The 21495-nt window shown below is 60.3% G+C and carries 18 protein-coding genes and 2 pseudogenes; 13 read left to right on the top strand and 7 right to left on the bottom strand.

From position 1 onward, the window contains the following. Positions 1 to 167: 167 nt before the first annotated feature. The 4 genes from ACW9JE_RS10455 to ACW9JE_RS10440 all read right to left on the bottom strand — a co-directional run bounded on the left by ACW9JE_RS10455 (position 168) and on the right by ACW9JE_RS10440 (position 4194). Positions 168 to 1184 carry a transketolase family protein gene (locus tag ACW9JE_RS10455; protein ID WP_457432691.1) on the bottom strand — a complete coding sequence of 339 codons (1017 nt, stop codon included), beginning with the start codon at positions 1182 to 1184 and terminating at the stop codon, positions 168 to 170. Beyond that, positions 1181 to 2029 (bottom strand): transketolase, encoded by an 849-nt coding sequence (locus tag ACW9JE_RS10450; RefSeq protein WP_457432690.1) that lies wholly within the window; start codon positions 2027 to 2029, stop codon positions 1181 to 1183. Before ACW9JE_RS10450 ends, ACW9JE_RS10455 begins: the two co-directional genes overlap by 4 nt. 17 nt (positions 2030 to 2046) lie before the next feature. Beyond that, positions 2047 to 3345, bottom strand: a complete 1299-nt coding sequence (locus ACW9JE_RS10445) for an MFS transporter (protein WP_457432689.1) — start codon at positions 3343 to 3345, stop codon at positions 2047 to 2049. 99 nt (positions 3346 to 3444) lie between these two features. Next, entirely contained in the window at positions 3445 to 4194 is a 750-nt protein-coding gene (locus ACW9JE_RS10440) for an SDR family NAD(P)-dependent oxidoreductase (RefSeq protein ID WP_457432687.1), read from the bottom strand. 209 nt (positions 4195 to 4403) lie between these two features. Here ACW9JE_RS10440 and ACW9JE_RS10435 point away from each other — a divergent pair, with 209 nt between their 5' ends. Beyond that, positions 4404 to 5318: a LysR substrate-binding domain-containing protein gene (locus ACW9JE_RS10435; protein ID WP_457432686.1), complete on the top strand. Its 915-nt coding sequence runs from the start codon at positions 4404 to 4406 to the stop codon at positions 5316 to 5318. Positions 5319 to 5717: 399 nt separating this feature from the next. Here the strand turns inward: ACW9JE_RS10435 and ACW9JE_RS10430 are convergent, their stop codons facing one another. Then, the gene (locus ACW9JE_RS10430; RefSeq protein WP_224533129.1) at positions 5718 to 6269 is read right to left on the bottom strand and encodes a helix-turn-helix domain-containing protein; all 552 of its coding nucleotides are present in this window, start codon (positions 6267 to 6269) and stop codon (positions 5718 to 5720) included. Continuing rightward, positions 6266 to 6598: a type II toxin-antitoxin system HigB family toxin gene (locus ACW9JE_RS10425; protein WP_224533128.1), complete on the bottom strand. Its 333-nt coding sequence runs from the start codon at positions 6596 to 6598 to the stop codon at positions 6266 to 6268. Before ACW9JE_RS10425 ends, ACW9JE_RS10430 begins: the two co-directional genes overlap by 4 nt. A 221-nt stretch (positions 6599 to 6819) precedes the next feature. Here ACW9JE_RS10425 and ACW9JE_RS10420 point away from each other — a divergent pair, with 221 nt between their 5' ends. Then, entirely contained in the window at positions 6820 to 8679 is a 1860-nt protein-coding gene (locus ACW9JE_RS10420) for an ABC transporter ATP-binding protein (protein ID WP_457432685.1), read from the top strand. A gap of 288 nt (positions 8680 to 8967) precedes the next feature. Here the strand turns inward: ACW9JE_RS10420 and ACW9JE_RS10415 are convergent, their stop codons facing one another. Further along, positions 8968 to 9894, bottom strand: coding sequence for a bifunctional helix-turn-helix transcriptional regulator/GNAT family N-acetyltransferase (locus tag ACW9JE_RS10415; RefSeq protein ID WP_457432684.1), 927 nt, complete (start codon positions 9892 to 9894; stop codon positions 8968 to 8970). Positions 9895 to 10071: 177 nt separating this feature from the next. Between ACW9JE_RS10415 and ACW9JE_RS10410 the strand changes: the two genes are divergently transcribed. The 11 genes and pseudogenes from ACW9JE_RS10410 to tspO all read left to right on the top strand — a co-directional run bounded on the left by ACW9JE_RS10410 (position 10072) and on the right by tspO (position 21424). Beyond that, positions 10072 to 12198 carry a TonB-dependent siderophore receptor gene (locus ACW9JE_RS10410; RefSeq protein ID WP_457432683.1) on the top strand — a complete coding sequence of 709 codons (2127 nt, stop codon included), beginning with the start codon at positions 10072 to 10074 and terminating at the stop codon, positions 12196 to 12198. A gap of 383 nt (positions 12199 to 12581) precedes the next feature. Beyond that, positions 12582 to 12917, top strand: coding sequence for a hypothetical protein (locus ACW9JE_RS10405; RefSeq protein WP_457432682.1), 336 nt, complete (start codon positions 12582 to 12584; stop codon positions 12915 to 12917). Positions 12918 to 13086: 169 nt separating this feature from the next. Beyond that, positions 13087 to 14298, top strand: coding sequence for a patatin-like phospholipase family protein (locus ACW9JE_RS10400; protein WP_224533123.1), 1212 nt, complete (start codon positions 13087 to 13089; stop codon positions 14296 to 14298). A gap of 72 nt (positions 14299 to 14370) precedes the next feature. Further along, on the top strand, positions 14371 to 15468 hold the full coding sequence (locus tag ACW9JE_RS10395) for an alkene reductase (RefSeq protein ID WP_224533122.1): 1098 nt from the start codon (positions 14371 to 14373) through the stop codon (positions 15466 to 15468). A 310-nt stretch (positions 15469 to 15778) separates the two neighbouring features. Continuing rightward, a complete protein-coding gene (gene pcaQ, locus ACW9JE_RS10390) occupies positions 15779 to 16708 on the top strand; it encodes a pca operon transcription factor PcaQ (protein WP_224533121.1) in 930 nt (309 codons plus the stop codon). Positions 16709 to 16835: 127 nt separating this feature from the next. Further along, on the top strand, positions 16836 to 17555 hold the full coding sequence (pcaH, locus tag ACW9JE_RS10385) for a protocatechuate 3,4-dioxygenase subunit beta (RefSeq protein ID WP_457432681.1): 720 nt from the start codon (positions 16836 to 16838) through the stop codon (positions 17553 to 17555). Between the two features lie 12 nt (positions 17556 to 17567). Beyond that, on the top strand, positions 17568 to 18170 hold the full coding sequence (pcaG, locus tag ACW9JE_RS10380) for a protocatechuate 3,4-dioxygenase subunit alpha (protein ID WP_224533119.1): 603 nt from the start codon (positions 17568 to 17570) through the stop codon (positions 18168 to 18170). A gap of 463 nt (positions 18171 to 18633) precedes the next feature. Further along, positions 18634 to 18921, top strand: coding sequence for a hypothetical protein (locus tag ACW9JE_RS10375; protein WP_457432680.1), 288 nt, complete (start codon positions 18634 to 18636; stop codon positions 18919 to 18921). 232 nt (positions 18922 to 19153) lie between these two features. Beyond that, a pseudogene (locus tag ACW9JE_RS10370) lies at positions 19154 to 19915 on the top strand (MCP four helix bundle domain-containing protein); the annotation flags it as partial. Positions 19916 to 20269: 354 nt separating this feature from the next. Beyond that, positions 20270 to 20776 (top strand): annotated as a pseudogene (locus tag ACW9JE_RS10365) (methyl-accepting chemotaxis protein); the annotation flags it as partial. A gap of 198 nt (positions 20777 to 20974) precedes the next feature. After that, positions 20975 to 21424 carry a tryptophan-rich sensory protein TspO gene (tspO, locus tag ACW9JE_RS10360; protein WP_457432679.1) on the top strand — a complete coding sequence of 150 codons (450 nt, stop codon included), beginning with the start codon at positions 20975 to 20977 and terminating at the stop codon, positions 21422 to 21424. Positions 21425 to 21495: the final 71 nt, after the last annotated feature.

Genomic DNA, 21495 nt, shown 5'->3' with positions numbered 1-21495 from the left:
TCGCAGCCCAACGGGGCGGTGCGACGTTTCGATAAACCCCCTCGCCACAATGCCCTCATCGCCTGTTAAATCTGTTTACTGACTGGCATTGAGCCGAGCCCCACTGTTACAAAACACGCGATGCAAAAAGGGGCGCCTATCCCTAAGCGCCCCTAATCAATCCCAGGTCAAAGCCACGCTTTGATCCGAGCACAAACCGCCTCAGTCGAAATGCCGTAGCGATCATGCAACGTCGGCAAGGCGCCGGCATCGAGGAACGCATCCGGCAATGCGATCTGCCTGAAGGTCGGCGTCACGCCGTTACGCAGCAGCACGCCCGCGACCGCTTCGCCCAAACCGCCGATGATCGAGCTGTTCTCCGCAGTGACCACCAAGCGACCGGACTTGCGCGCTTCGGCGAGGATGGTTTGTTCATCCAGCGGTTTGATCGTCGGTACGTGCAGCACAGCGACGTCCACGCCGTCGGCTTGCAGTGCCTTGGCCGCTTCCAGCGAGCGCATGGTCATCAGGCCGGTGGAGATGATCAGCACATCATTGCCGGTGCGCAGGGTCTTGGCCTTGCCGATTTCGAACTGGTAGCCGTACTCGTCCAGCACCAGAGGTACGTTGCCGCGCAGCAAGCGCATGTAGACCGGGCCCTGATGCGCGGCGATGGCGGGCACTGCCTGCTCGATTTCCAGGGCATCGCAGGGGTCGACGATCATCAGGTTGGGCATGGCGCGAAAGATCGCCAGGTCGTCGGTCGCCTGGTGGCTCGGGCCGTAGCCGGTGGTGAGGCCGGGCAGGCCGCAGACGATCTTGACGTTGAGGTTTTCCTCGGCGATCGCCATGCAGATGAAGTCATAAGCGCGACGTGAAGCGAACACCGCGTAGGTGGTAGCGAAGGGCACGAAGCCTTCGCGGGCCATGCCGGCTGCGGCGCTCATCAGCAACTGCTCGGCCATGCCCATTTGATAGAAACGATCCGGATGCGCCTTGGCGAAGATGTGCAGGTCGGTGTACTTGGACAGGTCGGCGGACAGCCCGACGATATCCGGGCGCTGATCCGCCAGCGCGGCCAGTGCATGCCCGAATGGGGCTGACTTGGTGGCCTGGCCTTCGGAGGCAATGGAAGCAATCATCGCCGAGGTGGTCAGGCGTTTTTTGACCGGTGCGCTGGTCGAAGTGTTGGCGGCGTTGCTCATTGGTCTTTTCCTTCTTCAAGGTTGTTCAGTGCCAGGTCCCATTCGTGTTCTTCCACGCGGATGAAGTGGGTTTTCTCGCGGCTTTCCAGGAAGGGCACGCCCTTGCCCATTTTGGTGTCGCAGATGATCACCCGTGGCTGGGCGCCGGGATGGTTGCGAGCGGCGTCGAAAGCTGCGACCAGTGCATCGATGCTATTGCCATCGACGCGCTGGGTGAACCAGCCGAACGAGTGCCAGCGATCGACGATGGGTTCGAACGAGAGGATTTCACTCGAGTAACCGTCGGCCTGCTGGTTGTTGACGTCGACGATGGCGATCAGGTTGTCGAGCTTCCAGTGCGAGGCCGACATCACCGCTTCCCAGGTCGAGCCTTCATTCAGCTCGCCGTCCGACAGCAGGTTGTAGACGAAGGAGGCCGAGCCTTTGCGCTTGAGACCCAGGCAGGCACCGACCGCGATGCCCAGGCCCTGACCCAGCGAACCCCCGGTGATTTCCATGCCCGGGGTGTAGGCGGCCATGCCCGACATCGGCAGGCGGCTGTCGTCCGATCCGTAGGTTTCCAGCTCATCGAGCGGGAGGATCTCGGCTTCGATCAGGGCCGCGTACAGCGCAATGGCGTAGTGACCGATGGAGAGGTAGAAGCGGTCGCGCTGCTCCCATTCCGGGTCTTCAGGCCGATGGTTCAGGGCGTGGAAGTAGGAGACCGCCAACAGATCGGCAGCGCCGAGGGCCTGGCCGACATAGCCCTGGCCCTGAACCTGACCCATGCGCAAGGCGTGACGCCGGATGTTGTGGGCGCGCTGCGCCAGATGCTTGCTTGAAACGTGTGAAGGTTGGGTAGTCATGGTGAAACTCCGTTAACTCAACGATTGACCAAGGCGGCGGGAATGCGCAGGACCAGCAAGGCGCCGCTCAGCAGCACGCCGGTGATCAAGTACATGCCGATGGCGCTGGAGCCGGTCTGTGTGGTGATCCAGCCAATCAGGTAGGGCGAGCAGAAGCCGGCGAGGTTGGCGAAGCTGTTGACGGCTGCGATACCAGCGGCGGCAGAGACGCCACCGAGCAGCGTGGTGGGCAGCATCCAGAACAGCGATGTAGCGGACAGGATGCCGGAGGCGGCCAGGCACAGACTGAGGATGGAGAGCGTCGCATTCCCCCCCATCAACGCCGCCAGGCTCAGACCAATAGCGCCAGCGATCATCGGCACGATGAGATGCCAGCGGCGCTCGCGGTGCTTATCGCCACTGCGTCCGACCAGCAGCATCGCCACGATTGCGCAGAGGTAGGGCAGGCTGGTCAAGAAGCCGATGTGCAGCGGATCGGAAACCCCGGCGTTGCGCACCAGTGTCGGCAACCAGAAGGTGATTGCGTACTGACCCATCACCACGCAGAAGTAGATGCCGGCCAGCAACCAGAGACGGCGATCGCGAATGAACTCGCCGACGGAGGCATGCGTGACTTTCTGCTGGTTGTCTTCAGCCAGCTCCCGAGTGATCAGCTCCTTTTCTTCGTCATTGAGCCATGTGGCCTGACGCACCCCGTCTTTGAGATAACTCAGCACCAACAATCCGACCAGCACCGTCGGCACGGCTTCCAGGACGAACATCCATTGCCAGCCGGCCCAACCATGCATGCCGGCGAAGTGGTTCATGATCCAGCCGGAAAGAGGGCCACCCACCATGCCCGACAGCGGAATGGCGATGAACCACAACACGGTCATGCGTGCACGGCGGTAGGACGGGAACCAGTAGGTCAGGTACAGCAACAGGCCCGGCGCCAGACCGGCTTCGGCGATGCCCAGCAGAAAGCGCAGGGCATAGAACTGCCACGCGGTTTCGACGAAGGCGAACAGGGCGGAAATGATGCCCCAGGTGATCATGATGCGAGCAATCCACATCCGTGCGCCGACCTTGTGCAGGATGATGTTGCTCGGTACTTCACAGAGGAAGTAACCAATGAAGAACATCCCCGCACCCAGTCCATAGACGGCTTCGCTGAGAGCCAGGTCGTTCATCATTTGCAGCTTGGCGAAGCCGACGTTGACCCGGTCCAGGTAGGCGCACAGATAACACAGCATCAAAAAAGGCATCAGGCGCCAGGCCGTTTTACGGTAGGCGGAGGAGCGCACGGTCGAAACCGCTTCGAGCGACAGGGTAGTCATGATGGTCCGATCTCTTGTTTTTATTGACCGCCAGGCCCGAGGCCCGGCTGCATCGTCGATCCAGAACCGCACGGGCCATGCAGGCCCGCCCAGGTGTACTCAGTGAATCAGCATGCCGCCGTTCACATCCAACGTGATGCCGGTCAGGTAAGAGGATAGGTCGCTGGCCAGGAACAGGGCTGCGTTGGCGACGTCCTGAGCTTCGCCCAGGCGACCCAGCGGGATGCCGTCGATGATCGCGTGACGACGCTCGTCCTGCATCAGTCCGCCGGTGATGTCGGTGTGGATCAGGCCGGGCGCGATGGAGTTGACGCGTACCTTGTCCGGCCCCAGTTCCCGGGCCATGGCTTTGGCCAGACCCAGCACGCCCGCTTTGGCAGCGCTGTAGTGAGGGCCGCCGAAGATGCCACCGCCACGTTGTGCGGAAACAGAGGACATGCAGACGATGCTGCCGCCGGACTGCTGGCGCATCAGCGGAATCACCGCCTGCGACATCAGCAAGGTGCCCCGCAGGCTGACGTCCAGCACCTTGTCGTAATCGGAGGGGCGGATATCCAGGGTCTTCAGAGGCTGGGTGATGCCGGCGTTGTTGACCAGAATGTCGATGCGACCGAAGTGCTCGATGATCTTCGCCACGGCCTGTTGAACCTGCGATTCATCGGCGACGTTGGCTGCCAGGCCCAAATGACCTTCGCCCAGGGAGGCCGCGGCGTCGCGGGCGGCGGATTGATCCAGATCGAGAATCACAACCTGCGCACCCTGTTGGGCGAAGGTGGTCGCCGTAGCGCGGCCAATGCCACGTGCGGAGGCTGCACCGGTGATGATCGCGACTTTGCCTTGGAGAAGCATGGGGATTACCTCGTTGTTTTTATTTGAGTGTTTTGAGTGGGTCGATCCGCAACGAACCGATGACTCAGCTTGTTCTCCACCAAGGTCTTGAGCAATAACGCGAACTTCACTGGGTGCTGAAAAAAATTCAGCACTCGTCATTCGCTCGGTTGGGTGATTGAATGACGCAATACCCGGTCCATGCCACTTGCAGCGGAACAATCATCACCATGCGCTCAGACGACGATGCTCCCGTCACACTGCCACCGCTGAAAGCCATTCAGGCCTTCGAGCAGACCGCGCGCTTCGGCAATGTCGCCCGCGCCGCCGAATTGCTCGACCTGACGCCCTCGGCCGTCAGTCATCAATTGGCCAAGCTGGAGGCGATGATCGGGCGTCAGCTGTTCTTCCGCACCGCCAGAGGCGTGACCTTGACCCCGGTCGGCGAGCAGTACCTGACCGAGGTCTCCGGCATCCTGCACAGCCTCGCCGTGGCGACCGAGCGCGCCACCAGTGATGTCAGCCTCGATTGCCTGCGCTTGCACTCATCGCCCAGTTTCGGGCTGCTGTGGCTGATGCCGCGTCTGGAGCAATTCCGCCAGAGCCATCCCGACATCCAGATCAACCTGTCGTGTTCCTACGAGTCGCTGCACTTCAGTCGCGACAAGATCGATGTGGACATCCGCCACGGCATGCCCAACTGGCCCAGCTACGAAGTGCGCACGATCCGCAACGAAAAGATCGCGGTGATGGCGTCACCCAAGCTGCTGGAGAAGCGCCCGATCCGCACCGCCGCCGATTTGCTGGACAGCCAGTTGATCCTGTCCGAAGCGACCCTGATCAAGTGGCCGCAGCTGTTTGCCCAACACGGCGTATCGCGTCCGGAAAAACCCTACACCTTGAGCTTCGACCGATCCTACATGACGCTGGAGGCCGCCAATCACGGGCTAGGGTTCGCCCTCGAGAGCACCTTGCTGGCGCAGGATTACCTGGCGCGAGGTGCCCTGGTCGAGGTGGCGCCGGCATTGAGTTCACCGATCACTGCGCACCACCTGGTGTTTCCCCGTGCGCATTCGAACTTTCCCCGGGTGCGGCGTTTTCTGGAGTGGATGCAGAAAGAGCTGGGGCATGATTTCAACTACTGATGCGCAGGACATGACAGCGCCGCGTCGCCCGTTCATCCATCCGAATGCACCCGCCGGCTGCAAGGGCCTCCAACCCATAAGACCGGATTGCCCGGAATCTCATTGGCGAGGTGGTTATGTCTACAGACTCGAGTTTCGAAGACCAGACGCAAGACTCCGATCCATCAAAGCCCGAGTCCGACTCGGACGCACCGCTGCTGGACCCGGATGATCCCGACAAGTACGACCCGTTGAAAAATCCCGCGGATGAACGCCCCGATGATTGGAACCCACCTGGGGAGAGGGTGACGCCGGAGGCGGATGAGCAGACGCCGCTTTCTGATGACAGGCGATAGGAGGGAAGGGGCAGCGTGACGTCTTAGCGTTAGGCAGGGGCGAAGTGGCCAAGCGAGGTCGCACTCAATGTTGGCCACTTTTCTCCTGACGTGTCAGCGGAGCGGAGGCTTTCCTGGTCTTGCGCAATGCACTCTCGGTGGCAGCCAGCATTTCCGGCGCTGCCGGCAGGAAAGCGCCTGGTTCCATAGCAAATCGTTCGGCCAGCGCATATGCCATCTTGTGACTGATAGGCCGATCTCCACTGAGCACCTTGGACACGGCCGTTTTATCGCCGATTTCAGGAAGGTCCGAACCGGTGAGCCCGAGCGTCTCCATCAGATCCTTGATCAGCTGCACGGGAGTGCATGTCGCCTCGAAAGCGGCATTCGATTCGCGAAACTGCTCGGATTTTTTCTGGTAAGCCAGAATTTCATCCTCCAGTTCAACGAGGATTTTTTCTTCGATTCTGCTCAGTGCGCGCCCATCGGTGAGTTCATCGAGCAACCAGGTCGCCCGCTCATAGTCAGCAGGGGTATTGATGCCATGCACAAATTCACCACGCAGACGCTCAACCGCGGTGTGTAGCTCGCCCAGCATTGCGATCACGGCTTGAAAGTCATTTCGGGCTGCATTCATCGTCTTACCCCTTTGTTTCGTGCATACCAGACGTTGGCAACGTCGTAATCGGCATGCGTATAGATGTGTTTTACATAGAACTTCTGCCGGGTGTAGTTGACTCCGCCTATCACCCGCAGGTTATTGCCACCAACGTCGATCACCACCCAATTCATTTCGGCTCTCGGCTTGAACAAGTCGATGCCGTGCGTACCAAAAAGCTTTTGCAGATCCGCGAATCCTTTCGGGCGTGCCATCTTCAAAAGGCGGTGGCAACGGTCAAGCCCAGCCTTGTCGTTCGGGTACAAAATCGCAGCATCGTCAAATCGTGATGGCTTGAGAATATCCATAGGCTTCCCTGTCTTTGGGCCGATGGTACTCTGGTTGTGTTTTTTCACAACTCCTGGTTTGTTTCAAAGCCCTGTTCACAGATCCAGTGGTCGACGAAAAACACTGTGGGAGCGGGCAAGCCCGCTCCTACAGAGGTTGTAGTCGAACCCTTGGCCTGCAAAACCCTCAAAACCTCCGTTAGATGGCAGAATCTGCGCTCTTGACCATTTAGGAGGCCACAATGCTTCGTGTGTTTGAACGAAGGCTCGACCCTTTTCCGCCTGATGAGGCACCACCGCCACCGGTTGGCCTGGCGCGTTTTCTGTGGGCTTGCACCCGGGGCGCGCGCGGTTACATTCTGGTGTTTGCGCTGCTCAGTGCCGGTGTGTCGATTTACGAAGCCTGGCTGTTTTCCTTCCTCGGGCAGGTCGTGGATCTGCTCTCTACATGGCAGGCCGGCGGCGATGCGCAAGGGCAGGAGCGTCGCGTGCTGTGGGGGATCGGCATTGTGCTGGTCACCAGCATTGGCCTGGTGGCGCTGCGCACCATGGTTCAGCACCAGATTCTGGCGATCAACCTGCCGCTGCGTCTGCGCTGGGATTTCCATCGCCTGATGCTGCGCCAAAGCCTTTCTTTCTTTTCCGATGAGTTCTCCGGCCGGGTCACGACCAAGGTGATGCAGACGGCACTGGCCGTGCGCGAAGTGTTGTTCACGGTGATCGAAATCGCACCCGGGATCGGCGTTTATTTCATTGCAATCATTGCCCTGGCCGGCGGCTTCGCCCTGAAGCTGATGCTGCCTTTCATCATCTGGATCGCGTTGTTCGGCTTGGCGATGCTGTATTTCGTGCCGCGCCTGGGGAAGGTCGGGCAGGAGCAGGCCCACGCGCGATCGTCGATGACCGGGCGCGTTTCGGATGCCTACACCAACATCACCACGGTGAAACTGTTCTCGCACTCCAAGCGTGAAGCGCACTTCGCCCGTGCGGCGATGGAGGATTTCAAGCAGACCGGCTTTCGCCAGATGCGCCTGGTCAGCCAGTTCGAGATCGTCAATCAGGCGCTGGTGGTGGGGCTGATCATCGGTGCCGGCGGTTATGCGCTGTGGCTGTGGCACCAGGGCGAAGTCGGCACCGGGGCGGTGGCGGCGATCACGGCCATGGCGCTGCGTATCAATGGCATGTCGCACTGGATCATGTGGCAGATGACCTCGCTGTTCGAGAGCATCGGCACCGTGCAGGACGGTATGGCGACCCTGACCCAGGGGCCGAAGGTGCAGGACGCGCCGAATGCGGGTGTGTTGGTGCCTGTGGGTGGCGCGGTGAGTTTCGACAACGTGCGCTTCAACTACAACGGTGAACGCCAGGTGCTCGATGGCCTGAGCCTGAACATCCGTCCGGGGGAGAAGATCGGTCTGGTGGGGCGTTCCGGTGCCGGCAAGTCGACGCTGATCAACCTGCTGCTTCGCTTTTACGACGTGGACAGCGGCGAGATTCGCATCGATGGGCAGAACATCGCTCAGGTCACCCAGGACAGCCTTCGTAGTGCCATCGGCATGGTCACTCAGGATACGTCGCTGCTGCACCGATCCATCCGCGACAACATCGCCTACGGCCGTCCGGATGCAACCGACGAGCAGATCCGCCGAGCCGCCGCCAATGCCCAGGCCGACGGTTTCATCAGCCAGTTGCGGGATCCGCAGGGGCACTCCGGCTACGACACTCTGGTGGGGGAACGCGGCATCAAACTCTCGGGCGGCCAGCGCCAACGAGTCGCCATCGCCCGGGTGATGCTCAAGAACGCGCCGATCCTGCTGCTCGACGAGGCTACCAGTGCGCTGGATTCGGAAGTCGAAGTCGCGATCCAGGAAAGCCTCGATGAAATGATGCAGGGCAAAACCGTCATCGCCATTGCCCACCGGTTGTCGACTATTGCGGCTATGGATCGGCTGATCGTCATGGATGAGGGCCGCATCATCGAACAGGGCACCCATGCTGAACTGCTGAAGAAGAACGGCACCTATGCGCGGCTGTGGCAGCACCAGAGCGGCGGGTTCCTGGGGGAAGATGAGGGGCTGGAAGAGGCGATGGATCGGGCCTGATTTGGGGCCTTGCACAAATCCACTGTGGGAGCGGGCTTGCTCGCGAAAGCGGAGTGTCAGCAAAGCAGATGCAGACTGACCTGACGCCTTCGCGGGCAAGCCACGCTCCCACAGGTTTTTGTGTTGGTCACAAGACCTGCAATCAGCACCATCCACTGTGGGAGCGAGCCTGCTCGCGATGGTCGTCAACGATGACGCGAGTTGCCTGACAGCCCGCAGTGATCTCAGGCTCATCGCGAGCAGGCTCGCTCCCACAAGGTTCCGTGTGGGTCACAGAATCTGCCAGTATCACCGCTCCGACAGATCGCGCATCCAGGTTTGGCTGACGAGGTCTTTGCCGAAGCTGTGCATAGGCTCTTCTTCGATCAACTGGAAACCCGCCTTCTGGTACAGCCGGCGGGCGTCGGACAGGATGCTGGTGGTCCAGAGCATCATCTTTTCGTATCCGGCCTGACGGGCGAAGGCGATGCATTCTTCGATCAGTCGGTTGCCGATGCCCAGTCCTCTGGCTGACGCGTCCACGTACAACATCCTCAGCTTGGCGGTCTTTTCGTCGTGCCGGACGACGAAGATCGAGCCGACGACCTTGCCGTCCTTTTCCGCGATCCAACAACGCTCGCAGGTCCGGTCGAACTCTCTCAAAAACTTGGCGACGATCTCCGCCACCAGCGCCTCGAATTCCGAGTTCCAGCCGTACTCGCGGGTGTAGAGCGACGCCTGTTGCTGGACGACGATGCCCATGTCGCCGGCTTGCGGGTCGCGCAACAGATAGGAAGTGGTCCTGTCGCTGAGCAGATTCTGAACCTGCGTCATTCCCTGGACCAATTGCTCCTGTTGCGTCTCCGGCAACCGTTGCAGCATGACACTGACGGCCTCGCGAGACGCCTGCTCCAGCTGCCCCAACACCGCTCTGCCCGAATCGGTGAGCTTCAGCTCCGACGCCCGTGCGTCGCTGGTCGAACGGGTTTTCTCGATCAGATTTTTCTTCTCGAACCCGTTGATGATCCGGCTGAGATAACCGGCGTTCAACCCAAGTAACTGGCACAGATCGGCACTGGTCAGGGCCGTGCGCGCGCCCAGCTCGAAAAGAATCCGGCTTTCCGTCAATGAGAAATCGGCCTGGTTGAGATGTTCCTGCAATACGCCAATCTGCTGCGTGTAGAAACGGTTGAAATGGCGAACGGCCTCGATGCGATCGATGGAAGGGCTGGTCATGGGAATCTCGAAATTGGTTGCCTTAGGCAAATAATTAATTGCTTTAGGCAACCATGTCAATCTCCACGTAAATACAAATGAGAATTCCTATCAAAATTTAATATGTTGGTATACCATGCGCTCCGATTTTTTGGCACGTATGCCTTTCCTTTTGGCCATTTACACAAGGTTTTGAAGATGCGTCGTAGTGTGGTGTCGATTTGTGTGTTTCAGGCGTTGTCCGCTTCCGCTTGGGCGGAGGAGGTAGCAACCGATAAATCCAGCCTGGAACTGCAGGCGACGGACATCGTCGGTATGGCAGATTTTGAAACCGCTTTGGGACCCGTAGATGGCTACCGCGCGACCCGTTCGGCGAGCGCGACACGCACCGACACCTCGATTCACGAAACGCCGCAGTCCATCACCGTGGTGCCCAAGGATGTGGTCGAGGACATCAGTGCCACCCGATTGCAGGACGCCCTCGATTACGCCGGCGGCGTGGGGCGGGCCAACAATTTCGGCGGTCAGGGGCTCACCACCTTTACCGTTCGCGGCTTCACCACCGGTGAGTTCTACCGCAACGGCTTCCCGATCAATCGCGGTTATCCGAACATGCCGGATGCCAACACCATCGAGCGCCTCGAAGTGCTGCGCGGGCCTGCAACCATGCTCTATGGCCGTGGCGATCCGGGCGGTACCTTCAACGTCATCTCCAAGCAGCCATTGGCGAAACCCACGGTGACCCTGGGCAGCCAGCTTGACGATCAGGGCATGCAGCGCGGCACCCTGGATGCCAGCGGCCCGCTGGACGAAGAGGGCCGTCTGGCCTATCGCCTGAATGTGGTGGGCGAGGGCGGCGACACCTTCCGCGATCATGTCGAAACCGAGCGCTACGGCATCACGCCGGTGCTGAGCTGGCAGGCCACCGAGGACACCAAGGTGATCTTCGAGGGCGATTTCATGCGCAATAATCACCCGCTGGATCGCGGCCTGACCCGCTACCCCAACCAGATCGGCACCGCGTCTCGCGACACCTTCTGGGGTGAAAAAGACGTCGGCAAACTGCACAACGACAACAACATGGCCCAGCTGCGTTTCGAGCATTTCCTCAGTGACAACTGGACCCTGGGCGGTGGCTTCCAGTGGCTCGACGGCACGCTGCAGGGCAATGCGGTCGAAGGCAACGGAGTCGCGGCAGACGGCCGCACCCTGGGTCGCAACTTCAACTACCGCAAACTGGAATGGACGGACAAGGACACCCAGCTCAACCTCACCGGGCATTTCACCGCGGGCGGTTTCAATCACACCCTCCTGACCGGCGTCGAGTACGAAGACTACGACTACAAGTCGATCATCCAGCGTTCCAGCGGCGCGGTGAGTGCCTACCCGATCGACATCTTCGATCCGGTGTACGGCCAGCCGCGTCCGGCCCTGACCCGCACGCCGACCGACGACAAGGAAAACCTCAAGACTTACGCCGCTTTCATCCAGGATCAGGTCGAATTGACCGAGCGCCTGAAACTGCTGGCCGGCGCACGCTTCGAGCGTTTCGAGCACGACTACGAAACCTTCGTCCCGGGCGGCCGAAGCTGGCAGGCCAGCGACAACGCGGTGACCCCGCGGCTTGGCCTGACCTATGACCTGACCGACACCGTGGCGGTCTACGCCGACACCGCGCGCTCGTTCAAGCCCAATACCGGTGCCAGCCGCGAGGGTGGCGGGTTCGAGCCGGAGAAGGGCAAGTCCTGGGAACTGGGTATCAAGTGGGAAGCGCTGGACAGCCAGCTCAGCGTCGACGCGGCGATCTACCAGATCGAAAAGCGTAACGTGCTGACCACCGATCCCGTGGACTCGACCTTCAGCGTCGCGGCTGGGGAAGTGCGCAGCCGTGGCTTCGATCTCAACGTCGCCGGCAACCTGACCCCGCAGTGGCGAGTGATCGGTGGCTATGCGTACGTCGATGCCGAAGTGACCAAGGACAACGTCATCAAGTCCGGCACGCGCCTGATGAACATCCCGCAGAACAGCTTCAGCCTGCTCAACGTCTACGAGTTTCAGGATGGTGCTTTGAAAGGGCTGGGACTTGGGACTGGCGTGAAGTACGTCGATGAACGTGCGGGGCAGACGGCCAATACGGCGTTTTCGATGGGCAGTTACACCGTTGTCGATCTGTTGAGTTACTACAAGGTCAACGAGAAGATCCGGCTGAACCTGGATGTGAAGAACCTGGGTGACGAGGATTACGAGGAGGGCGCGTTCGGCAACGTCTACGCCTATCCGGGGGCGCCGAGGACCGTGCAGGTGGGGATTTCCTACACCCTCTAAAATGCCACCGCCAAACCTGTAGCAGCTGGCGCAGCCTGCGTCCGGCTGCGCAGCAGTCGTAAAACCTGTGCACCGGATTTCCCTGACACACCGAGGTGCATGAATTTACGGCTGCTTCGCAGCCGGACGCAGGCTTCGCCAGCTGCTACAGGGATCGTGCTTTGTTCAAGAGTGCGCAGACTGGCCATTTCAAACTAAGTTTCCCCCGCAAAAAGATATTTTAAAACGCTCTAAAACCTCGAACTTTTCCTTCCTTATCAGTCTATGGGGATAGGCACATAGTCAATCAGAGGTTGTCTTTGATCATGAAATTCCTTGACCCACGGATGGTGCTCCTCGGCCTGTTCGCATTTGCGGCGGTGGGCACGGCATCGGCAACACAGATGAAGACTTCAACGCCAGGATCCGCAGCCAGCGCCGCGAGTGAAATCACGGTCGCCAACGCTGCCGAGAATCCCTGGCCAACCCTGGCAAGCACGGCCGACACACCGCCGGGCCCAATGCTCGCCCGTGAAGACGGCTACTGGCGTGACGGACATTGGCATGACAACCGCCGCGACTGGCGCCGGGACGACTGGCGCAGGGAGCAGTGGCGACGCGACCAGTGGCGTCGGGAGCAGGCCCGCCGGGAACACGAACGCCGCCGCTACTGGGATCGCCATAACGACCGGGCCCAGCACCATCGCTACGACGAAGAGCGTCGCTACTACCGTCGCTAGGGCGATGCGCTTGCCGAGTCGCCTGAGTTTTTTTATCCGCTAAACGAGCGCAGAATGGGCAACCTGGCGCTCGAGTGAAATGCCGCCGCCGGCTGGCGCGCAGTCATCCTGAGCCTTTTTCTGGTAGACCGGCGCGCTTGCTGTCGACTGCAGGGGCGGAGGAGGCGTCTTGAAACCATTCCCGCTCAGGCCTGGCGCCTCGACTCTGGACATGTTTCTTCAGGCGTGCCTGCCACGCCGCGACGCTGTTCCGCCGGCCCTGACGGAAAGGGCCATCATCCCGGGCATTCCCAATGCCCGCTTCAGACTGGATCGCGACGTCACACCCTTCATTCAGGACGCGGTTCGGGCCAACAAACGTGAAGCCGACGTACTCGCCGAAGCCGGCATGCCGATCGACGTTCTGCCGCTGGCCAACATGCTGGCCGTTTCGGGCGGCGGCGATGCAGGCGCATTCGCAGCCGGGCTCATCGCCGGGTGGACCACCCACGGCACCCGCCCCATGTTCAAGGTCGTCACTGGTATCAGTGCCGGCGCTCTGGTAGCCCCATTCGCTTTCCTGGGGCCTCAATACGATGGCGTGATTCGCTACGTCACCAACGCCATCGGTCCCAAGGACATCTTCCATTCCAGAAGCCTGCTGACCCGACTTGCCAGCGACGGCATCGCAGACAGTAAACCTCTGTCGCGGCTCATCGCTAAATACGTCACTGAAGAGATTCTGGCGCAGATCGCTGCCGAATACGCCAAGGGCCGAATCCTGCTGATCGGTACCACGGACCTCGATTCCGGTCGACCCGTCACCTGGAACATGGGCGCCATCGCCGAAAGCCAGGCACCGGGCGCGCTGGAGCTGTTTCGCAACATCATGATCGCCTCGATGAGCATCCCCGGCGCCGTCTCACCGGTGATGATCGATGTCGAAGTCGATGGTAAACAGTTTCATGAAATGCACGTGGACGGCGGGGTGATCACCCAGGTTTTTCTCTACCCACCGGGCACCCTGGTGGGGCTGAACGCAGACCCCGGAGCACCAGTGCGACTCGAACGCAATTTCTATGTGATCCGCAACGGCACGCTGGAGCCGCAATGGTCCGGCACCAAACGCCGGACCTTGAGCATCGGCGGTCGCGCCATCAGCGCACTGATCCAGACGCAGGGCATCAGCGACCTGGAGCGAATCTACCGAATGGCGCAGCAGGATGGCGCGGACTTCAACCTGGCGTACATCGGCGCGGATTTCGACGTTACGCACCTGCAGAAATTCGATGGCGAGTACATGAAGCGCCTGTTCGACTACGCCTTTGAGCTCAGTGCGAAGGGCTATCCGTGGCACAAGACGCCGGATTCGGAAAAGGCCAGGCTGCGTGTTACCCGCTGAAAAAGGATGGCTCGCTCGCAAAAGCGGGAGCGCTGTGCAATCTGAAATCCCGACAATCAGGAGGCAGAAATCATGTCTGAAAATCAAAGTTCCGATCTCTTCTCACCGCTCTCGATCGGCGCCATCCAGGTGGCCAACCGGGTCGCCATGGCGCCGCTGACACGCTCCCGGGCGACGATGGACGGCGTGCACACGCCGCTGGCGATTGAGTATTACCGACAGCGGGCGAGTGCCGGTCTGATCATCTCGGAAGCCACCAACATCTCCCGACAGGGCCGTGGTTATGCCTTCACTCCGAGCATCTATACGCCCGAGCATGTGGCGGCCTGGCGGCGCGTCACCGATGCGGTGCATGAGGCGGGTGGCAAGATCGTCTGTCAGCTGTGGCATGTGGGGCGGATGTCCCATGTGAGCCTGCAGGAAAACGGCGCTGCTCCAGTAGCCCCTTCGGCCATTCAGGCGGGGGAAGTGGTGTTTCTCGAATCGCAGACCCTGGACACGCCGTCGATGCCTCGCGCGCTGCGCACCGAGGAGATTCCGCTGATTCTTGAGGATTACAAGAACGCCGCGCGCTGCGCCAAGGATGCCGGATTCGATGGCGTCGAGGTGCATGCGGCCAACTGTTATCTGCTCGAGCAGTTCATTCGCGACAGCACCAATCAGCGCACCGATCAGTACGGCGGCTCGGTGGAAAACCGCATTCGCTTCCCCCTGGAAGTGGTGCAGGCCGTCGCGCAGATCTGGGGCGCGGACCGGGTTGGCGTGAGGCTGTCGCCCATCACCCGTGCGGTCGGCGACACGCCGCTGGACAGCAATCCGCAGACGACCTATGGCTATTTTGTCCAGCAGCTTGGAAAACTGGGGCTGGCTTACCTTCACTGCGTGGAGGGCCAGACCCAGGGCGAAAACGAGGCCAGCGGCTTCGACTTCAAGGCGCTGCATGAAACCTACGGTGGTCGCTACATCGCCAACAACAGCTACGACCGCCAAATGGCCCTGGACGCCGTCGCTTCGGGTCATGCCGACATGGTGGCGTTTGGGCGTCCGTTCATCAGCAATCCGGATCTGGTGGAACGGTTGCGGCGGGATAAACCGCTGGCGGAGCCGGATCGCAATACCTTCTATGGCGGTGGTGCGCAGGGTTACACCGACTACCTGACGTCGTCCTGAAAAGGTCGCGACATGTGGTGATTTTGGTTGGTCGCAAATATTGCGACCAACCAGATAACCTGTGGGAGCGGGCTTGCCCGCGATAGCGGACTGTCAGGCACCATCAATGTTTAATGTGACGGCCTCATCGCGGGCAAGCCCGCTCCCACAGTGATTAGAAGTGGCTGCAAATAATGTGACCAGTCACGAAACCTGCAGGCGTGAATCGCCAGCGAACGGGCATTCGCAGGAATAATCGGTCATGCTTTGTCGACCCCCAACGCTTCTCATCCAATACTCATGGATGTCATCCAAAGGCAGAGCGACCCGATTGAACATCGATACCCGAATCAAATTCCGTCATCTGGTGTGTTTTCTTGAGGTGGCGCGTCAGGGCAGTCTGGCGCGGGCGGCGGACAAGTTGGCGATCAGCCAGCCGGCGCTGTCCAAGACCTTGAAGGAACTGGAGACCCTGCTGGAGGCGACCCTGTTCGAGCGGGGCAAAAAGGGCGCAACGCTGACCGAGGCGGGCGCGGCCTTTCTGGGGTATGCGGGGCCGAGCGTGCAATCGTTGCGCGAAGGGGTGAACAGTTTGCGCTCCGGCCAGCATGAGCCGGTGACCGTCCAGGTCGGCGTGCTGTCCACCGTCGAAAGCCTGCTGGTGCCCGAAGTCGTTCGCCGCCTGCACGAACGCCACCCTTCGTTGGTCGTCAGCATCATGACCGGCCCCAGTGCCTATCTGCTCTCGCAACTGCGAGTCGGCGAGCTGGACCTGGTGGTGGGGCGGATGACCGACAGCCCGTTGATTTCCGGGCTGACGTTCGAACATCTCTACAGCGAATCCATGACCCTGGTGGTGCGCGCGGGACATCCGGCGCTCAGCGATCCACTGGGGCGCAAGAACCTCGAAAAATACCCGCTGATTCTGCCGTCGGCCGGGACCACGATCCGCAAGTTCGCCGACAGCCTGTTCGTGCAGCACGGTATCACGCCGTCGCGGCAACGCCTGGAAACCCTGTCGGTGGCCCTGAGTCGGCGTTACGTGCAATGCAGTCAGGCCATCTGGGTCGCGCCTTATGACGCGGTAAGGCAGGACTTGCGACAGGGTGAGTTGCAGGAACTGGATCTCGGCATGCGTGAGCCGGGCGGGTCGGTGGGGGTGTGCAGCAATCCTGCGTCGCCGGTTTCCGCCGCGGCGCAATGGTGTGTGGAGGCCCTGCGCGAGGTCGGGCGAGAGTACCGCGAAGGGCAGTATCCATAACCATATGGTTATGGATAGGGTCGGTTTTTTCACTTTCGCACGAGGGCGCGCGGGGGGACACTGAGGCCACGAGTCGCTGCCCGTGCAGTGCCTGCCTCCGAACCACCATAAAAACAGGACAATCGACATGTCTGATGCGCCCGACAGCCGCTTCGCCATTCGTGACCGTAATTGGCATCCCAAAGCCCTGACCCCTGACTACAAGACTTCGATCCTGCGTTCCCCGCGCCAGGCGCTGGTGAGCATTCCGCAATCGGTGTCCGAAAGCACCGGCCCGGACTTTTCCCATCTGAAGATGGGCCGTTACGACAACGATCTGCTGTTGAACTTCAACAATGGCGGCCTGCCTGTTGGCGAGCGCATCATCGTTGCCGGTCGCGTCTGCGACCAGTACGGCAAACCGATTCCCCACACCCTGGTGGAAATGTGGCAGGCCAATGCCGGCGGTCGTTATCGCCACAAGAAGGACAGCTACCTGGCGCCGCTGGACCCGAACTTCGGCGGTGTCGGCCGTGCGCTGACCGACCGCGACGGCAACTACAGCTTCCGCACCGTCAAACCCGGTCCGTACCCATGGCGCAACGGCCCGAACGACTGGCGCCCGGCGCATATCCATGTCTCGATCAGTGGCCCGTCCATTGCCACGCGCCTGATTACCCAGCTGTATTTCGAAGGTGATCCGCTCATCCCGATGTGCCCGATCGTCAAATCGATCGCCGATCCGGAAGCGGTGCAGAGCCTGATTGCAAAGCTCGATATGAGCATGGCCAATCCGATGGATTGCCTGGCTTATCGTTTTGACATCGTCCTGCGCGGCCAGCGCAAGACCCACTTCGAAAACTGCTGAGGAGGCCTGCGCATGCCCGTTCAACTTCTGCCTGAAACCCCATCGCAAACCGCCGGCCCCTACGTGCACATCGGCCTGGCGCTGGAAGCCGCCGGCAACCCGCCACGGGAGCAGGAAATCTGGAACGAGATGGCCAAGCCTGGCGCGCCGGGCGAGCACATTCTGTTGCTGGGCCACGTTTACGACGGCAATGGCCATCTGGTCCGTGACGCGTTTCTGGAACTCTGGCAAGCCAACCACGACGGCGTCTACGACACCAATTACGACCTGGACAAACCGTTCAACAGTTTTGGCCGTACCGCCACCACGGACGTTGGTGAGTGGACGATCAACACCATCAAACCCGGCGTCGTGAAAAATGCCGCCGGCGTGCCGATGGCTTCCCACGTCAACGTCGCGCTGTTTGCCCGTGGCATCAACATCCACCTGCACACCCGCCTGTATTTCGATGATGAACCACAGGCCAACGCGGTGGACCCGGTATTGAACCTGATCGAACAACCAGCCCGCCGCGAAACCCTGATTGCCAAGCGCTGCACGGTTGACGGGAAACTGGCGTACCGGTTCGATATTCATATCCAGGGTGAAGCGGAAACCGTGTTCTTCGATTTCTGATCGCCTTCGCACTGAACCGCCAGCTGTAGGAGCGAGCTTGCTCGCGATGGCGGTGTGTCAGGCATGCAGATGTCAGCTGATCCGGCGCCTTCGCGGGCAAGCCACGCTCCCACAGGTTTTTGTGTTGTTCACAAATCCGAAGTTCGACCCATGACCCTGTGGGAGCGGGCTTGCTCGCGAAAGCGGTGTGCCAGGCGCCGGTGATGTTGAATGTGCTGGCGCCTTCGCGAGCAAGCCCGCTCCCACCTTTGACCGCGTTGCGCTCACTACCGAGCCGCCAGACTGTCCCCCTGGTACTTCTCAAGAAAACTCAATTCAGGCGGGCACGGCACCGATGCAGTCTGTCGAATGCCCCCCGCAAAGCCCCAGCAATCGATCCGCCTCGTCTACGCTGATTAATGACGTTGTCTCCTTCAGCCATGTGCCAGCGCAACCCGATGCCTGTCGGGTTCGGAGGTCGCAGATGCCGGCAAAACTGGTGGATCACCTTTGGGACAAGATCATCGAGCGTGACGACCTGGCTCGCAGGATATTGCGCGAGAAGATCGCGGCCGTTCATCAACTGGAGGATGTCATTCGTGCTCAGGAGGGCGAGGAAGTGACGCGGGTGGTCATGCGCAATGGCCTGATCGAGCACGCCCTCAAACGCTGCCTGGAAAACCTCGAGGGTTCGCCCACCGTGACCGAGCAGGACTTCTGGGTGTTCTACGATTACGCGATCTACGTGGCCAAGCATGCCGAAAAGCTTTAGGCATTATTCGGTTCGGTTTTAAAGTTTTCTGATCACCTGACGTTACGTTGTACGAGGCTGATCTTGCCTGCCTGATCTCCGCTGCAAATCCTTTCCCGTCTCCCGATTTTCGGGATCGCCTGATGTTCCTTCCTGATTCGGCTCACTAGGGTATATGCGCTGGTAACTCCCCGTGGCTCGACCGTCGGCTCCGGAAACCCCCAACCCCCGCATTGAACTGGAACTGAAAAAAATGATGATCAGACGCATTAGGCTAAGCGCACGAGCAACTCTTTGCTTTGGAGTGATCAGCCTGTTGTTGATGTGTATGGGCGGGTTGTCCGTCTGGCAAATGTCGAACATCGGCGCTCAGGCCAAACGCCTTGAAGTCGATTGGCTGCCGAGCATTCAGGGCTCCGCCAAGATCAAGTCGAGCGCCTATAACCTTCGTCTTTCGCTGCTGTATTACGTCATGCAAGGGACGACCAGCGGCGCCGAAGCCCGGTCCAAAGTAGTCGATCTGGATAACAAACTTGATGAAGTCGCTCGCAAGTATGAGCCTAATGTTTCTTCTGACGGCGAGCGGGTCAAATATGACAAGGTCAGGGAACTGATCAAGGTCTACCACGAAAAAGTCCAGACGTTGCTGTCCGAGGCGGATCAACAAACCCAAGCTCAGTCCTTCGACTATGTGCGTACGGTAACGGCGCCGGCAGCCGATGCATTGATGATCAGCATCGATGAACTGGCCGCGGTCAATACCGTTGGTGCGGCAACGTCGGGCACTCAGGCTCGTGCTGCTTTTGATAGCGGCGTTACCTGGGTGATTGTCATCATTGTCGTGGGCCTGGTGCTCACGGTTTCCATCGCCATTTTCTTCACCCGCAGTATCGTCCTGCCGATGCAGTCCCTGCTGCAGATCAACCAGAAAATTGCCGACGGGGACTTGCGGGGCAGCGTGGATGTCTCCGGTGCCGACGAGCTGACGGACCTGCAACAGTCCGCTGCCGCGATGCTGAAAAACCTCAAGGGCACCATCAATCACATTTCCGAGTCTTCGGCTTTGCTGGCTTCGGCGGCCGAAGAAATGAGCGCGATCACCGATGAATCGAAATCGGGCATTCAGCGTCAGAATCAGGAAACCGAGCAGGCTGCGACGGCGGTCAACGAGATGACCGTGGCCGTTGAGGATGTCGCCCGCAACGCGGTGTCGGCCTCCAAGTCCACTCAACAGTCCGGCACCGCCGCACAAACCGGCCTGGATCGCGTCACCCGCACCATTTCCTCGATTGAAAACCTGGCAGGCTCGGTTGGCCAGACCAGCAGCGATCTGGAGCAACTGGCGATGCAGACCCAGGGCATTCGCAAGGTGCTCGACGTGATTCGCGCGATTGCCGAGCAGACCAACCTGCTGGCCTTGAACGCCGCCATCGAAGCGGCCCGCGCGGGCGAGCAGGGCCGTGGTTTTGCCGTGGTGGCCGATGAAGTTCGGGCCCTGGCTCACCGCACCCAAGAGTCGACCCAGGAAATCGAGCAGATGATGAGCGGCATCATGTCCGGCTCCGACAAGTCGGTGCAGTCGATGCAGCAAAGCAGCGCCGAAGCGGTTCGAACCCTTGAAATTGCCCGCGAAGCGGGGGAGGCGATTCGCGAAATCTCCAGGGCCGTGGCGGAAATCAACGAGCGTAACCTGCTGATCGCCACCGCCTCCGAACAACAGGCCCACGTCGCACGTTCGGTGGATCAGAACCTGATGAGCATCAAGGACCTGTCCATCCAGAGCACCAGCGCCGCTGACCAGACTTCGGTGGCCAGCAATGAGCTGTCGAAGCTTGCGATTGGCTTGAGCAAGGTGGTGTCGCAGTTCACCGTATAGCTGCCCTCTACCTGTAATTTTAGGAGCGAGCAGGCTCGCGATGGTCGTCAACGATAACGCAGGGCACCTGATGCCCCGCGGTGCCCCGGCAACCATCGCGAGCAGGCTCGCTCCCACAGAAAATGCAGGGATTTTTTCGCATCACAGGGCCTCTAAGGTTGAGACCGCCAACATGATGGCCTCAGCCAAGGACCGATGATGACCTTTTTCATTTTTCTTCTAGCCTGTGCGGCTGCCGCGAGCAGCGGTTTCTTTTTCAAACCGGGTGAGTGGTACGCATCGCTCAACAAGCCGGTTTTCACACCGCCCAACTGGGTGTTTCCGGTGGCCTGGACGACGCTTTACCTGCTGCTTGCCTGGGCTGGCTATCGTCTGACCCTGATACCGGGCAGTCAGATGGTGCTGGCGTTGTGGGCGGCGCAAATTGCCCTCAATACGCTGTGGACGCCGGTGTTCTTCGGTGCGCGCCAAGTGTTGGCCAGTATGGTGATCCTGGCGTTGTTGTGGCTGGTGGCCGTGGCGATGGTGGTGATGGCGATGCGGTTGGATGTCATCACAGGGCTGATCCTGTTTCCGTATGTGGTGTGGCTGTCGCTGGCGGCGGCGTTGAATTTCTCGATTCTGCGCAATAACCGCTCAACCCTGTAGGAGCGAGCACGCTCGCGATGGAGGTTGGGATAACGCAGGGTGTCAGATGCCCAGCGTTATCGTTGACGACC

It is taken from the genome of Pseudomonas sp. SDO55104_S430 (assembly GCF_054070595.1).
This window is presented reverse-complemented; position numbering and strand designations above follow the sequence as displayed.